Origin of the sequence: Paraburkholderia sp. BCC1876 (assembly GCF_902833695.1) — a bacterium.
In the GTDB taxonomy this organism is placed as follows: Bacteria; Pseudomonadota; Gammaproteobacteria; order Burkholderiales; family Burkholderiaceae; genus Paraburkholderia.
In genome coordinates this window covers 879,710-895,022 of record NZ_CADFGI010000002.1, presented here as the reverse complement: position 1 = coordinate 895,022, position 15,313 = coordinate 879,710, and the positions used below count along the sequence as shown (strand labels likewise).

At 64.6% G+C, this 15,313-nt stretch carries 10 protein-coding genes and 1 pseudogene; 3 read left to right on the top strand and 8 right to left on the bottom strand.

Annotation, left to right across the window (positions count from 1 at the left end; genetic code table 11):
• Positions 1-177: 177 nt before the first annotated feature.
• The 3 genes from HWY05_RS10420 to HWY05_RS10410 form a co-directional block, all read right to left on the bottom strand.
• Complete coding sequence (locus tag HWY05_RS10420) at positions 178-1,203, bottom strand: sulfonate ABC transporter substrate-binding protein (protein ID WP_176058249.1); 1,026 nt, start codon at positions 1,201-1,203, stop codon at positions 178-180.
• Positions 1,204-1,390: 187 nt separating this feature from the next.
• Entirely contained in the window at positions 1,391-2,371 is a 981-nt protein-coding gene (gene epsC / locus HWY05_RS10415; protein WP_035549978.1) for a serine O-acetyltransferase EpsC, read from the bottom strand.
• A 206-nt stretch (positions 2,372-2,577) separates the two neighbouring features.
• On the bottom strand, positions 2,578-3,564 hold the full coding sequence (locus HWY05_RS10410; RefSeq protein ID WP_244146591.1) for an aliphatic sulfonate ABC transporter substrate-binding protein: 987 nt from the start codon (positions 3,562-3,564) through the stop codon (positions 2,578-2,580).
• Between the two features lie 295 nt (positions 3,565-3,859).
• Here HWY05_RS10410 and HWY05_RS10405 point away from each other — a divergent pair, with 295 nt between their 5' ends.
• Entirely contained in the window at positions 3,860-5,137 is a 1,278-nt protein-coding gene (locus HWY05_RS10405; RefSeq protein ID WP_035561756.1) for an acyl-CoA dehydrogenase family protein, read from the top strand.
• A 17-nt stretch (positions 5,138-5,154) separates the two neighbouring features.
• Here HWY05_RS10405 and HWY05_RS10400 read toward each other — a convergent pair whose 3' ends face one another.
• The 5 genes and pseudogenes from HWY05_RS10400 to HWY05_RS10380 all read right to left on the bottom strand — a co-directional run bounded on the left by HWY05_RS10400 (position 5,155) and on the right by HWY05_RS10380 (position 11,663).
• Positions 5,155-6,243, bottom strand: a complete 1,089-nt coding sequence (locus tag HWY05_RS10400; RefSeq protein WP_176058248.1) for a substrate-binding domain-containing protein — start codon at positions 6,241-6,243, stop codon at positions 5,155-5,157.
• Positions 6,244-6,293: 50 nt separating this feature from the next.
• Positions 6,294-7,676 (bottom strand): LLM class flavin-dependent oxidoreductase, encoded by a 1,383-nt coding sequence (locus HWY05_RS10395; RefSeq protein ID WP_176058247.1) that lies wholly within the window; start codon positions 7,674-7,676, stop codon positions 6,294-6,296.
• 37 nt (positions 7,677-7,713) lie between these two features.
• Positions 7,714-8,889, bottom strand: a pseudogene (locus HWY05_RS10390) (SfnB family sulfur acquisition oxidoreductase); the annotation flags it as partial.
• A gap of 186 nt (positions 8,890-9,075) precedes the next feature.
• On the bottom strand, positions 9,076-10,140 hold the full coding sequence (locus tag HWY05_RS10385; RefSeq protein WP_176058245.1) for an ABC transporter permease: 1,065 nt from the start codon (positions 10,138-10,140) through the stop codon (positions 9,076-9,078).
• On the bottom strand, positions 10,137-11,663 hold the full coding sequence (locus HWY05_RS10380; RefSeq protein WP_176058244.1) for a sugar ABC transporter ATP-binding protein: 1,527 nt from the start codon (positions 11,661-11,663) through the stop codon (positions 10,137-10,139). Before HWY05_RS10380 ends, HWY05_RS10385 begins: the two co-directional genes overlap by 4 nt.
• A gap of 296 nt (positions 11,664-11,959) precedes the next feature.
• Between HWY05_RS10380 and HWY05_RS10375 the strand changes: the two genes are divergently transcribed.
• Positions 11,960-13,396, top strand: coding sequence for a glutamate decarboxylase (locus HWY05_RS10375; protein WP_035549987.1), 1,437 nt, complete (start codon positions 11,960-11,962; stop codon positions 13,394-13,396).
• Positions 13,397-13,513: 117 nt separating this feature from the next.
• Positions 13,514-15,214, top strand: a complete 1,701-nt coding sequence (locus HWY05_RS10370; protein ID WP_176058243.1) for a transporter — start codon at positions 13,514-13,516, stop codon at positions 15,212-15,214.
• The last annotated feature ends 99 nt before the right edge of the window (positions 15,215-15,313 follow it).

The following is a 15,313-nucleotide window of genomic DNA, read 5'->3' as shown; positions in this document are numbered from 1 at the left end:
ACCGACCCGAGGAAGATCGCGCCAGTGTAATCGCGCTGCGCCGAGCTTGCTGGCGCGCTAACGGCGCGGTGCTCGCGTGACGTTAGCGGCGCGCCGTGTCGACGCGCGTTGTCGGGCAAGACTGCTGTTTCACGCAAGACCACGCGCCGTTTGTCGCGTCAGCGTCAGGCTGTCAGGTCACGCAGCACGCCATTTCGCATCCGACACGATCAGCTTCTTCGGAATCAGCTTCAGCTCGCTAAACGTATCGGCAATCTGCTGCTGATAATCGAGCGTCGCGGCATCGATAGGTTGCACGCCAAAACTGCTGCGATTCAAGGCCAGTTCGAGCGTCGGCGCGTCGAGTCCGACGAGCGGCGACAACTGGCTCGCCACCGCCGGAATATGATCGCGGCTCCACTTGTCGACCTGATCGAGTTCGGCCAGCAGTTCGCGCAGCAACTGCGGCTGCGTATCGGCGAATTTGCGCGCGGCGACGTAGTACTGCGTGTTGCGCACCCGACCTTCGCCATTGACGATCACGCGCGCGTTGGCCTGCTTTTCCACTGCGGCGAGATACGGGTCCCAGATCACCCAGGCGTCGATACTGTTCTGCACGAAGGCGGCGCGCGCGTCGGCCGGCGTCAGATAGACCGGCTGAATGTCGGTGTACGACAAGCCGGCTTGCTGCAGGGCCTTGACCAGCAAAAAGTGTACGTTCGAGCCGCGGTTCAGCGCGACCTTCTTGCCGCGCAATGCCGCGACCGAGCGAATCGGCGAGTCGTGCGGCACGACGATCGCCTCGGCCTTCGGCGCGGGCGGCTCATTGCCGAGGTAGACGAAGTCGACGCCAGCGGCCTGCGCGAAGATCGGTGGCGTTTCGCCCACCGTGCCCACATCCACGGCACCCGCGTTCAAGCCTTCGAGAAGCTGCGGACCCGCCGGGAATTCGAGCCACTGCACCGACACGCCCTGCGCGGCGAGGCGCTTTTCCAACGTGCCGCGCGCCTTGAGCACCACGAAGTTGCCGTATTTCTGAAAGCCGACGCGCAAGGTTTTGCCATTGGACGGCGCTTGCGCCCGCGCCTGCTGCGAGGGCAACAGCGTGCCGGCGGCGAAACTCGCCACGCCGGCCGCGGCGGCCTTCAGCAGCGTGCGCCGACGCGGGTCGCCCAGATCGGTGAGGGCCGGGGTATCAGGGTGGAACGGGTCGCGGGATGTCATACGCTTGCCAGGTAGAGAGGTGGACGCTAAATCGTTGAAGTTAGCGGCTCGCACCGTGCCGGGCAACCAACCAAAGTTCATAAGGTTATGAACGGTTGCCGCCCTGCCCGGTTGAGCCCGGCGTACCCGGGCAGTTACGTCTGCGACCAGCCGGACAGTACGCGCATGCGTCTCACGAGCGGTCCGTTCATCGTGGCGCGCCGGCCGCCACCGCTTGCACGACGCTACGTGCAAAGGAAGGCGTGAGTTCATGCACCACCGCCGGACTCGTGCCTTCGTTGCGCGACACCGCCTGCGTGACATGCGAACCCGGCGCGACGTCCTGTGTGAGCCACACATTGCCGCCGATCACCGAGCCGCGGCCGAGCGTGACGCGGCCGAGAATGGTGGCGCCCGCATAGATCACGACATCGTCCTCGACGATCGGATGACGCGCGTGGCCTTTCGTCAGATGCCCTTGCCCGTCGCGTGGAAAACGCTTCGCGCCCAGCGTAACCGCCTGATACAAGCGCACCCGCTCGCCGATGATGGCCGTCTCGCCGATCACCACACCCGTTCCATGATCGATGAAGAAGCCCGCGCCGATCCGCGCGCCTGGATGAATGTCGATACCGGTCTGCGCATGCGCATGTTCGGCGACGATACGCGCCAGCAGCGGCAAGCCCAGGCCATACAGTTCATGCGCGAGCCGATGGTGGATCATCGCCAGCACGCCGGGATAGCACAGCAGGACTTCGTCTACGCTGCCTGCGGCGGGGTCGCCGTGATAGGCCGCCAGCACGTCGCTGTCGAGCAGACTACGAATCGCCGGCAGGCGCGCCGCGAACGCGCGCACCGCGACGCCGGCCTGCGCCTCGATCACCGCCGCGGGCGGCGGGTCGTGGCGGCTGCGGTAGTGCAGTTCCAGCCGTGCCTGACTCAACAGCCCATGCAGCGCGGCGTCGAGCGCGTGACCGACGTAGAAATTCTCGCTTTCCTGGCGCAGATCGGGCGGCCCGAGCCGCATTGGAAACAGCACGCCCTTGAGCGTATCGATGATTTGCGCGAGCGCTTCACGCCCCGGCAATTCGCGACCTCCGGGTTCGAGCGAGCGCTTCTGCACTTCACGCCATTGCTGGCGGACCGTCTGCAACGCGAGGACGATCTCGTCGACATCAAACACAGCCACAGCGATTACTCCCCGTAAAGTGCGACGTGGACGCTAAGGACGCTTCAGTCCTGAATCCACGGCAGCCTGTGGACGCGCCAACCGTTGCCGGCGCCGCGGCGAAAGCAACCGCCTATCGCCATCAGGAGACACTATGCGAGAGACCCCGCCGCAGCCGAACCAATTTATTGTGATTTCTAAAGAAGCATCGGTTTGGTCGCTGCGGCCTACTTGGTCGACGCCGTTGTCTCCGTTGTCGCCGTCGTCGATGCCGAAGCCGCTTCGGCCCGCTTCGTGCTGAAATTCCAGCGCAACGCCGTCGCCGTGTCGACCGGTGCGGGCAGCAAACCCGCGCGATAGAAGGTGTCGGCGATCTTCTGCTGCTCGCCGAAATGCCGGGTCTCCACAGCGCGTACCGCATAGCTGCGGCGACCGTTGGCGCGCTCGATCGTCGCCGCGTCGAGCCCCCAGATCGGCGCGAGCAGCTTCGCCGCGTCGTCCGGATGCGCGCGCACCCAGTCGCCCGCCGCGGTCAGTTGCGCGAACACCGTGGCGATCACGTCCGGATGCGCCGCAGCGAAACTGCTCGACGCCAGGTAGTAGCGTTGATAAGAAGCGAGCCCTTCGCCGTTGGCGAGAATGCGGACGTCCGGCGCTTTATCGACCGACGCGACATACGGGTCCCAGGTGATCCAGGCGTCCACGCTACCGCGCTCGAACGCGGCGCGTCCATCGGCCGGCGTCAGATAGCTGATGCGCACGTCCGCCGGTGCGAGGCCGGCTTTGGCGAGCGCGGCGAGTAGCAGATAGTGGCTGCCCGCGGCCTTGGTCACCGCGATACGCTGGCCCTTCAGATCCGCCAGCGTATGCAGCGGCCCGTCGCGTTTCACGATGATGGCCTGCGCGCCGGGCGACGGCGCTTCCTGCGCGACATACACGAACCGGGCATGCGCGGCCTGCGCGAACACCGGCACGGTATCGGCCACGTCGACGCTAAAGTCGACCGCGTCGGCGTTGAGCGCTTCGGTCAACGGCAAACCGCTGGCGAACTCGTTCCACGTAATGGTCACGCCTGGCGGCGCCAATGCCTGTTCGAGCGAGCCGCGCGCTTTGAGGATGGTGATGAGCGTCGAGGACTTCTGATAGCCGATGCGCAGTTTCACCGGCGCGGCAACGGGTGTAACGGTCTGCGCGTGGGCGGCGCTCATGGTCATGCTCACGCTCATGCTCACGGCGAACAGCGAGGCCAAGGCCGCGCGGGCAAGCGAACGAAAAATGGAGAGGGTCACGGCGCGAATATCCAGTCAGTGTCTACGACGAAACTCCGATCCTAACAACGCCGGATCGCCCGGATAAACGAGCGTTTTAACTATGCTTAGCAGGTACGCGGATAACGGCGAGGATCGACGTCGCGTATCGGATCGAGATATTCATATGGCGTTTCGTTGTTTGTTCATTCCGCTCGCCATGCTTATGTTTACGCGTTGCCACGACCCTCCTTCGCTCAGCATGACGACCCTCCCGCAGCAGCATCTCGACGCGCTTATCCCCGCATCGCACGCCGACGGCGACCGCGACGCCGCCTTGCAGGCCCGTTTCGCCGACGTCTTCGAACGCATCGCCGCAGGCGCCGTGGCACGCGAGCAGCATCGCGAACTCGCTTATGAAGCCGTGCAGTGGTTGCGCGAAGCCGGCTTCCCCGCGCTGCGCGTGCCGCAACGTTATGGTGGTGGCGGCGTCACGCTGCCGCAATTCTTCCGTCTGCTTATCAGTCTCGGTGCAGCCGACTCGAATCTGCCGCAAATTCTGCGGCTCAATTTCGGCTTCATCGAAAACCGTCTCGAAGACAGCGACGAGGCGATCCGCGCGCGTTGGCTCACCCGCGTGGCGAACGGCGAACTGGTCGGCGCCGCGTTGTCGGAGCGCACGGCGTCGACACACAACTCCGTCACTCTCACCCGCGATCCGCACGACAGCCAACGCTGGCGCCTGAACGGCGAGAAGTACTACAGCACCGGTTCGCTGTACGCCGACTGGATCAACGTCAACGCGCACGACGGCGAATACGACGTCAATCTGATGGTGCGCGGCGACGCGCCCGGCGTGAACCGTATCGACGACTGGGACGGCTTCGGCCAGCGCCTCACCGCGAGTGGCACAACGCGTTTCGATAACGTCGAAGTCCCGGAAGAACAGATCCTGCTGCGGCATCGTTTATCGGAACCGCAGCACGATACTTTCCAGATCGCGTTCTATCAGAACGTGCACCTCGCGACGCTGGCCGGCATTGCCCGTGCCGCGCTGCGCGATGCGATCGCCTTCGCCCGTGCGCATACCCGCACATTCGGCGTGCCCGGCAAATCGAGTCCGCGCGACAACCCGCTCGTGCAGCGCGTGATCGGCCGGCTGGCGAGCTTGAGCTATTCGGCGGCAAGCCTGGTGAATGCACTTGCGGAAAGTCTGGAACGTGCCTCGCAGGCACGCGCGGCCGGCCTCGCGACTGAAGCGACCTACATCGCGCTCGACATCGAAGCCTACCAGGCACAACAGATCGTGATCGCGCAAGTGCTCGAAGCGACCACGCTGCTGTTCGAAGTGGGCGGCGCGTCGGCGACGAGTGAGCGGCTGCGGCTCGATCGCCATTGGCGCAATGCACGCGTGATCTCGTCGCATAACCCGGCGATCCAGCGCGAGCAGGCCATCGGCGCGTTTCATCTGAACGGCACGCCGCCGAGCGAACGCTTCAGCTTGGCGCACAAGAAAGACGCGAACCAGTCTGAAGCGTAAGCCGCCGTCGTTGACGCTTACTCCGCCGTCGGAATCCACCCTGCCGTAGCCGCATCGCTCAAACGGAACGCCGGGAATTTCTCACCCAGTTCGGCAATCGTTCGGATGTTGTTCTTCACCAGGTCGTCGCGCGTGATTAGCGTCGGCTTGACGACGATCCGATGCGCGGGCTCCTGCCCCGCCAGCAACAAGGCAGCAGCACGCACCGACACCGCGCCGACCACCGCCGGATTGGTCGCCGCCGTCGCGACCCAGGCGCTGTTCGGCGCGCGGATCGCTTCGATGTCGGAGGTCGAGATGTCGGCGCTGTAAATGCGCAATTTCGACGACAGGTTCGCTTCGTCCGCGGCAAGCTTCGCGCCGCGCGCGAACTCGTCATAAGGCGCGAACACCACGCGAATGTCAGGATGCGCGCGATACGCAGCGGCCGCCTGATTCGCCACCGATTGCGCGATCGGATTGTCAACCGTGCCCCAGCGCGCTTTTTCCTGCACCTTCGGATGCGCGGCCTTGAAGTCGCGCCACACCGCGTCGCGCCGGTCGAGCGGCGCGAAGCCGGCCACGTAGACATAGCCGGCGGCGAAGCCGTCGCCATTGTCCTTGACGGCCTGATCGAGCAGCAGCGACGCCAGATCGCGATCGCTCTGTTCGATCTGCGGCACTTTCGGATTGCCGAGATCGACGTCGAACGCGACGACCTTGATGCCCTTGTCCAATGCGCGCTGCACGACGTCCTTCAGCGACTCGGGCAAGCCGTGATTCACGATGATCGCCGACACGCCCAGGCTGATCGCCTGCTGGATCTGTTCGCGCTGTTCGGCGGCATCCTGTCGGCCTTCGTAAATGCGCAGATCGATGCCGAGCGCTTTCGCCTGCTTCTGCGCGCCGGCTTCATAGGCCTGGAAGAAATCGCCCGTGGACAGATAGTTGACGAGCGCAACCTTCACGCCGCCTTTGTCGAACGGCGTGGGCGCGCCCTTGAGCGGCGCGGCCTGCGCGGTGGTGGTAACGGCAACGGCGGCACTCGCCGCGACCGTAGCCGCCAGAACAGCGAGCGTAGCCAACTTGAGTTTCACATTCAGCCTGCGACGAAGCAACGATCTCATCAATGATCTCCAACCGGTTAAGCGACGTTTTATTTGTGAACGAGCCGATGCTAGCCGGCATGCGCGGGCGTTCGCACGCGATAGGCCGCGCCCGGATGCGGTTCGGCGAGCCGTGGCCCCTTGCCATGCAGTTTTTCGCGCAGCGAGCCGCTGGCGTAATCCGTCTTGTAGACACCGCGCCGCTGCAATTCCGGCACGACCAGATCGACGAAGTCCGTAAAGCTCTCGTGCGTCAACGCATAGGCGAGATTGAAACCATCCACGTCGGTCTCCTCGACCCACGACTGCAATTCGTCGGCGATCTCCTGCGGGCTGCCCACCGAGAGCGGCCCGAGTCCGCCAATGCCGCCCCACCTGGCGATCTCGCGCACGGTCCAAACCCGCGTGGGGTCCGCGCTGGAGAGCGCCTCCACCGCCGACTGCACCGCATTGCTCTCGACATAGCGCAACGGCTCGTCGAGGTCGTACTTCGACAGATCGATGCCGGTCCAGCCGGACATCAGCGCGAGCGCGCCTTCGTCGCTGGTATAGCGGCGATAGTCGGCGTGTTTCGCGTGCGCTTCCGCCGAAGTCTTGCCGGTGATCACGGTGTGCAGGTTAAAAATCAGCACGTCGTGCGGATCGCGGCCGAACGACTTCACACGGGCGCGGATATCGGCGACGAAGCTTTTCAGAATCGTGCGCGACGGCGCGGCGATGAAGATGCACTCGGCGTGCTGCGCGGCGAAATCCTTGCCACGTTTCGATGCGCCGGCCTGATAAAGCACCGGCGTGCGCTGCGGCGACGGCTCGCAGAGATGAATGCCCGGCACGTCGAAAAACGGCCCGCGATGATTGATCGGATGCACCTTCGACGGCTCGGTGAACACGTGCCGCGCGGTATCGCGCACGACCGCATCGTCTTCCCACGAGGCTTCCCACAGCTTGTAGCAGACCTCCAGGTAATCTTCGGCAAGCGCATAGCGATCGTCGTGACTGGCTTGCGCCGGCAGACCGATATTGCGCGCGGCGCTATCCAGGTACGACGTGACGATATTCCAGCCGACCCGGCCGTTGGTCAGATGATCGAGCGTCGACATGCGTCGCGCGAACGGATACGGATGCTCATACGACAGCGAACAGGTCACGCCGAAGCCGAGATGCTCGGTCACGTTCGCCATCGCCGAGACCAGCAGGATCGGATCGTTGACCGGCACTTGCGCGGCCTGGCGGATCGCGGCGTCGCCATTGCCGTTGAAGACGTCGTAAATGCCCAGCACGTCGGCGATAAACAGGCCGTCGAACTTGCCGCGTTCAAGCAGCTTCGCGAGGTCGGTCCAATAGTCGAGTTGCCGGTAACGCCACGACGTGTCGCGCGGATGCGCCCATAAGCCCGGCGACTGATGGCCCACGCAGTTCATGTCGAACGCGTTGAGGCGGATTTCTCTGGCCATGATGGTGTGTGTTTGAAGGTGTGACGTGGGAACCGCGTCAATTCCACGGATGGCGCGCCGGCTTGACGCCGTTCAGGTAGTAGTTGCCGACGAGGTGGTACTTCCACCGCACGGGGTCGTGCAACGTGTGGACGCGGGCGTTACGCCAATGGCGGTCGAGATTGTGTTCGGCGAGCGTCGATTGGGTGCCGGCCAGTTCGAACAGTTTTTCACCGGCGAGCAGCGCGACTTCCGTGGTCAATACTTTGGCTTCGCCGACCGCGACCGAAGCGCGCGCCACGTCGTCCTCGCTCGTTTCAGCTTGCGCGGCGATTACGTCGATCACGCGCGCGGCCCGTTCGAGCAAGGCCTCGGCGGCGTGCAGTTGAATATGCAGATGGCCGATCTCGCGCACGGTCAGCGGATCGTCGCTGGCGCGCTCGACGCCGCTGTCGATCCATGGCCGCGAGCGCGAACGCACGAACGTAAGCGTATCGTCGAGCGCGGCTTTAGCGATGCCGGCGTCGATAGCGGCCTGGATGATCTGCGAGACCGGCCCGTTGAGCGTCGGGAAATCAGACACGCGGTGCGCCGGCAACACATGCGAAGCCGGCACGCGCACGTGGTCCAGCACCACCGTGCCGCTGGCCGTGGTGCGTTGACCGAAACCCGACCAGTCGTCGATCACGGTCAGTCCCGGTGTGCCCTTCGGAATGTAGGCGAGCCAGCCTTTACGTTCGGCGTCGAGCCCCAGCACCGGGACAAAATCGGCGAATAACGCACCGGTCGAATAGAACTTGGTGCCCTGCACGACGTAATCGTCGCCGTCGCGCGTTACGCTGGTTTTCAGGTCGAGTACGTTCTTCGTGCCCTTCTCCGAAAAGCCGTTGCCGAAGCGCTTGCCGTTCAACACCTGCGCGAAAAAGTACTGCTTCTGCGCTTCCGATCCAGTCAGCGCGATCACATCGACCAGACCGAAATGATTCTGCGGTAGCTGTCCGAGCGACGGATCCGCTGCCGCAACGATCTTCACCACCTCGGTCAGCGTGACGAACGACACACCCGCTCCGCCATAGGCTTTCGGCACCGTGATTGCCCATAACCCCGATTGCGAGAACCAGTCGATCTCTTCGTGCGGCAAGCGGCGTTCGCTATCGCGTGTGGCCGCGCCTTGCGCGAGCCGAACGGCGAGTTCATGCGCGACCGCGATCGCCTGCGCGTCGTCGGCGATGATACGCACCGCCTGCCGCTTCACGTCGAGCGTGTTCGATGATGCCGCTTCGTCAACCTCTGCCATGGGAGTCTCCGTTTGAATGACCGTTCGCTCAATCTATCAGCGGGTGTCGCGGGCGCAAACTGAACGATTCGGCAATCGATATTCCTTCGGATGGCAAACGGTTCGCGCAGCGCGCCGCGCAACTCACGCACGCGAGTCGCTACGCCGTCCGACGCTGAAGGTGAACGCCAGCGCGAGCACCAGCAGCACGCCCTTGATGAAATCCTGCATGTAGTACGGCGCGTTCAGCATGGTCAACCCATTGAGCAACACGCCGACGAACACCGCGCCGACCACGGTGCCGAACACGTTGGGCCGTTTCGCGCCCCACACCGCGTAGCCCATCAACGCAGCGGCAACCGCATCGAGCAGCAGCGAGTGACCCGCGCTCACGTCGCCTCGTCCCACGCGCGCGGCGATCAGCACGCCGCCCAGCGACGCAATCGCGCCGGACGCGACGTAGGCCGCGATCCGGTAGCGCGCGGTCGGTGCGCCCGCCAGTCGTGCCGCCGTTTCATTGCCGCCGATCGCATGGATCACGCGACCCCAACGCGTCGTTTCCATTGCGATGCAGGCCAGCACCGTGACGGCGACGAGAATCAGCACGGGCAGCGGCACCACGTCGAAAACACGTAGACGGCCGAGCGCCAGAAACGCATCGGAGAACACACCGCTCGCTTCCGTGCCGTCGGGCAGCACCGTGCCGGTGGCAAGCGAGCGGCCGCCGGTCGGGATCAGTTGCAGACCGGCTAACAGAAAGAGTGTGCCGAGCGTCGCCAGTTGATCCGGCACGCGCAGCCGCGTGATCAGCAGGCCGTTGAACAGCCCGGCCGCGACGCCGAGCGCCACGCAGGCGGCAACCGCGCCGAGCGCGCCGCCGTGCCACACGATCAGCACGTAGCTGGCCGCCATCTGTGCGGACGCGGCCACGCTGCCCACCGACAGATCGAAGCCGCCCGCCGCCAGCGTGATCGTCACGCCAATCCCGAGCAACGCGACGATCGATACCGCTTGCAGAATACTGAACAGGTTGTCGAGGTTCAGAAACGCGGGTTCCTTGATGGCGAATACGGCGATCAGCAAAGCGAGCACGAGCAGAATGCCGGTGCGCTCCAACTGATCGCGCAAACCGCGTAAGCCGCGCAACGTGGGACGTGCGCGTCGGCCGGCCGACGTATCGCCGGCAAGAGAAGGAGTGGCGGGTTTCATGACGGAACCTGGGGACTGAGTTCGTGAGTGGGTGAGCGTTGGAGCGTCGCGCGATCGAACCAGACGACGCGATCGGCAATCTCCAGCGCTTCTTCAAGATCGCTGACGAAAACGAGGGTCGCGCGTTCGGGCGCGTGCCGCCGCAAGGTATCGACGATATCGGCGCGTGCGCCGGCGTCGACGCCTTGAAACGGTTCGTCGAGCAGTAAGAGCCGCGCGGGTTCGACATGCCAGCGCGCGAGCACGACTTTCTGCTGATTGCCGCCGGAGAGCCGCGTCAAACGATCGTCGGGACCGGTGCAGCGAATGCCGAAGGTCTTGATTGCTTCGCTCGCAGCAGCGCGCTCGGCCGCTTCGTGCACCACGCCGCGCCGGAACCAGCGCGACAGGAACGGAAAACTGAGCGTGCCCGCAATCGACGCGAACGGCACGCTGTCGGGAAACAGCGAACTGCGCCAGCGATCCTCGCCTGCGAGAAAGACTCCGGCGCGAATTGCGTCGGCCGGAGAGCGCGGACGCCAGGGTTTGCCGTCGAACGTCATCCGACCGCCGCTGGCATGTGCCGCGCCAAAGATCGTCCGCGCGAGCCGCGATTTGCCGCCGCCGACTGGACCCGCAATCGCCACGATCTCGCCGCGCTGAACGTCGAGGTCGAAGGGCAGACTGGTCGGCGTCAACTGAAGATCGCGCGCGCTAAAGCACGCTTCGAGCGACGCCGCGTGGTGTGCCGTTTGGGTTCGCGCGGGCGGCAGCGGCCGCCCGATCATCGTCTCCACGGCGGCATCGAAATCGATCGGCGCTTGCAGGTCGGCGACGAGACGTCCATCGCGCACAATCGCCACGCGGTCGGCCACGCGCCGCAAGTCGCCGAGCCGATGCGACACCAGCAGGATCGCGACGCCTTCGTCGCGCAACGGCGCGAGCCGTGCGAACAGACGGTCGGCTTCGGCGGCGGACAGGCTGGCGGTGGGTTCGTCGAGTATCAGCAGTTTGGGACGCGACGCCAACGCGCGCGCCAGCGTCACGAGTTGCTGACTCGCGAGCGACAGCGAGTCGAGCGGCGCGGCCAGATCGACGTCCAGTCCGACCCGTTCGGCCAGCGGTCGCGCCGCCTCACGACGTGCCGCCGGCGGCACGCGCCAGGGCGAGCCCGGATCGCACAAACGGTCGAGCAACAGGTTGTCCGCGATCGACAGCGACGGCACGACCGCATCCGCAATCGACTGATGCACGGTGGCAATGCCGAGTTGCTTCGCCGCCTGGGGCGAAGCCGGTCGATAAGCTTGCCCGGCCAGCGTCAACGTGCCGGCATCCGGCGCGTAAACGCCGCTCAGAATCTTGACGAGCGTCGACTTGCCCGCACCGTTGGCGCCCATCAACGCGACGACTTCGCCGGCGTGAATCGACAGATCGAGGTTCGATAACGCGAGCGTCGCGCCGAACTGTTTCGTGAGTCCCGAGGCCGTCAACACCGGCTCACCCGCGCCTTCGTGCCGCGCTCGCGACCCGTTCTGCCCGTTCATACGTATCCTGATTGTGATAGGCATGACGGATACTAAAGCGCTTCAAAAGGAAGGGAAAACAAGCAAAAGTGATTAGCTTTGCAGCGATCGGACGCACGCCATAGCGCGCTCGCGTCACGCCCTCGCATCATTGAGCCGCCGCCGGTTCTTCCGCTTTAGTCCGCGATTGATCCACATCAACGGCGCATTTCGAATCCTCTCTACTCTTGGCGGCGCATGACTCGCACTGCCGCCCGGCTCGCACGCCCATGAGCCCGATCCCCGCGGCAGGCCATTCCACGGAAAGGGAGAGCTGTATGGCATTGCATCAAACGGTTGAAACGCACGACGAAGCGATCGAAGACGTCTACTCGGCCAGTTCCTCGCAGCGGCGTCTGCCGAAATTCCGGCTTCCCGAGCATTCGACGGCGCCCTCCGCCGCCTACAACCTGGTCCGCGACGAGTTGCTGCTGGACGGCAATTCGCGGCAGAACCTCGCGACCTTCTGCACGACGTGGGTCGAACCCGAAGTCCAGAAGCTGATGGCGGACGCGGTCGACAAGAACATGATCGACAAGGACGAGTATCCGCAAACCGCCGAGATCGAAAACCGCTGCGTGCACATGATCGCCGACCTCTGGCACGCGCCGAAGTCGTGGGACACCATCGGCTGCTCGACCACCGGTTCGAGCGAAGCGTCGATGCTCGGCGGCCTCGCGCTGAAATGGCGCTGGAAGAAAAAGCGCGAAGCGGCGGGCCTGTCGACCGACAAACCGAACTTCGTCTGCGGCCCGGTGCAGATCTGCTGGAAGAAATTCGCCCGCTACTTCGACGTGGAGATTCGCGAGGTGCCGCTGCGCGACGGCGCGCTCGGTCTGCAGCCGCACGACCTGCGCGAGTTCTGCGATGAAAACACCATCGGCGTGGTCGCCACGCTGGGCGTCACGTTTACCGGCATCTACGAACCGGTGGCGGCACTGGCTCGCGAACTGGACGCCATGCAGCGCGATATCGGCCTCGATATTCCGATTCACGTCGACGCGGCGAGCGGCGGCTTCGTCGCGCCGTTCATTCAGCGCGAGCTCGACTGGGACTTCACGATCGACCGCGTCAAGTCGATCAACGCATCCGGCCACAAATACGGCCTCGCGCCGCTCGGCGTGGGTTGGGTGGTCTGGCGTTCGAAAGCCGATCTGCCGGAAGACCTGATCTTCTACGTCGACTATCTCGGCGGCAACATGGCGACCTTCGCGCTGAATTTCAGTCGGCCGGGCGGCGAGATCATCGCGCAGTACTACAACTTCCTGCGGCTGGGCCGCGAAGGCTATACGCGTATCCAGCAGGCCTGCTCGGACACCGCGCAATGGCTCGCCGCGGAGATCGCGAAGATCGGCCCGCTGGAACTCGTCTACGACGGCAAGGACGGACTCCCCGCCGTCTGCTACAAGCTCAAGGACGGCGAAACGCACGGCTTCACGCTGTACGACCTGTCCGAACGGGTGCGGATGCGCGGCTGGCAGATCGCCTCCTATCCGCTGCCCGCCGATCGTCAGCAGGTGGTCGTGCAACGCGTGCTGATCCGCCACGGCGTGAGCCGCGATCTGATCGGTCTGCTGCTCGACGACCTGCGGCGCGGCATCGACTACTTGCGGCAGAACCCCGTGCCGAATTCCGACGCCGGGCCGACCTTCAGTCACGGCGCGCACGTCGTCCCTCTGAAGGTGCCGCTGAACGTGCCGCTGAAAAACGCCTGAACAAGGACCTAACGACGGCCGGGCGTCACCGCCCACGCCCGCACCCTTACCTTGCGCCGCGACGCCCGCCCTGGGCGCACCGCGGCGTTTTTCCCTGTGCACGGATCGCGAGGCAAGATGATTGCATTCCTGAAGTTTCTGCAAAACAACCCGTACGTGCTGCTGTTTCTCGTCGTCGGCCTGGCCATCTGGATGGGACGCTGGACCGTAAAAGGCTATGGCCTGGGCGCGGTCGCGTCGGCGATCGTGGTCGGCTGCGGCGTGGCGACCTGGGGCGCCGCCTACGGCGTGCACTTCCAGCTCGACAACTTTACGAAGAGCCTGTTCTATTACCTGTTCATGTATGGCGTCGGGCTGCGCGTCGGGCCATCGTTCATCAACAGTCTGAAAGGCGACGGACTGAAGTTCACGTTTCTCGCTATCGTGTCGTCGTTCCTCGGACTCGGCATCGTGGTGATCGGCACGAAATGGCTGCAATTGCCGCTCGGCTCCGCGGGCGGCATTCTCGCGGGCTCGCAAACCATGTCGGCGGCGATCGGTTCGGCCGAACAGGCCATCACCTCCGGCGCGGTGCCGCTGCCGCCCGGCACGACCCAGGGCGACGCGACCGCGATGATCGCGCTGTCGTACGGCATCACGTATATCTGGGGCACCGTCGGCATCATTCTGATCTGCAAGTATTTGCCGCGCTGGTGGCGGGTCGACGCGCGCAAGGCGGCCAAAGAATACGAAAAGGAGCACGGTGTGCCGAACGTCGACGACGCCGGTTTGAGCGGCTACCGTCCGTTCGATCTGCGCGCCTACCGGCTGGCTAACAGCGAACTCGACGGCATCACGATTACGCAGTTCCGCGCGCGTTTCGCCGAGTATCAGATCGAGAACGTGGAGCGTGGCCCGGATCTGCTCGGCGCCGATCCCGAACTGGCGCTGCGCGTGGGCGACGTGATCGCGCTGGGCGGCAGTCTCGACGCGCTGACCGATCATATGGGGCTGATCGGCCCGGAAGTGCCCGATGCGCGCGTGCTCAATATTCCGCTGGATCAGGCCGAAATCGTGGTGACGCACCGCAAGGTCATCGGCCGCGCATTGAAGGAATTCGCGTCCTCGCCGATCGCGGGCCAGGTGCAGTTGATCGGCATCCAGCGTGGTGGCGCGCCGTTGCCGGTGGGGCTGGAAACGCAATTGCAGCGGCTCGATGTGCTGCAACTGGTCGGCTTGCGCAGCGCGGTCGCCAAGGCCGGCGAGATGCTCGGCATCATCGCGCGACCCAGCACCGCGACCGATCTGTTGACGCTCTCGCTCGGCATGATCCTCGGCTTTCTGATCGGCCTGATCCAGGTGCCGGCCTTCGGTTCGTCGGTCGGATTGGGCAATGCCGGCGGCTTGCTGGTGTCGGGCATCATCGTGTCGTCGCTGGTGTCGCGCGTGCGGTTCTTCGGCAATACGCCTAACGCGGCGCGCAACATTCTCGAAGACATGGGGCTGATCTTCTTTGTCGCGATTGTCGGCGTCAATGCCGGCGCGAATCTGCTGTCGCAACTCGACGGCGCCATCGCGCTGAAAATTTTCCTGCTGGGTTTCGTGGCTTGCACGATTCCGCCGTTCATCGTCTGGGCGATCGGCTTTCATCTGTTCAAGATCAATCCGGCGATCCTGATGGGCGGCGTGGCGGGTGCGCGCAGTCACTCGGGACCGGCGCGGGAAGCCGCCAAGGAAATCGACAGCACGGTGCCGTGGATCGGCTTTCCGGTCGGCTACGCGGTGTCCGGCATTCTGCTGACGGTGTTCGGTTACTTCGCGATGATCCTCGCGCGTTGAGCCGTTGATCGGGTTTTATCGAGCCTTGCCGAGTTTTACCCGCCTGCGCGGCGCGTTCTGCGCCGCTTCGAAATTGGCCCTTGCTAACGCAGGGCCAAT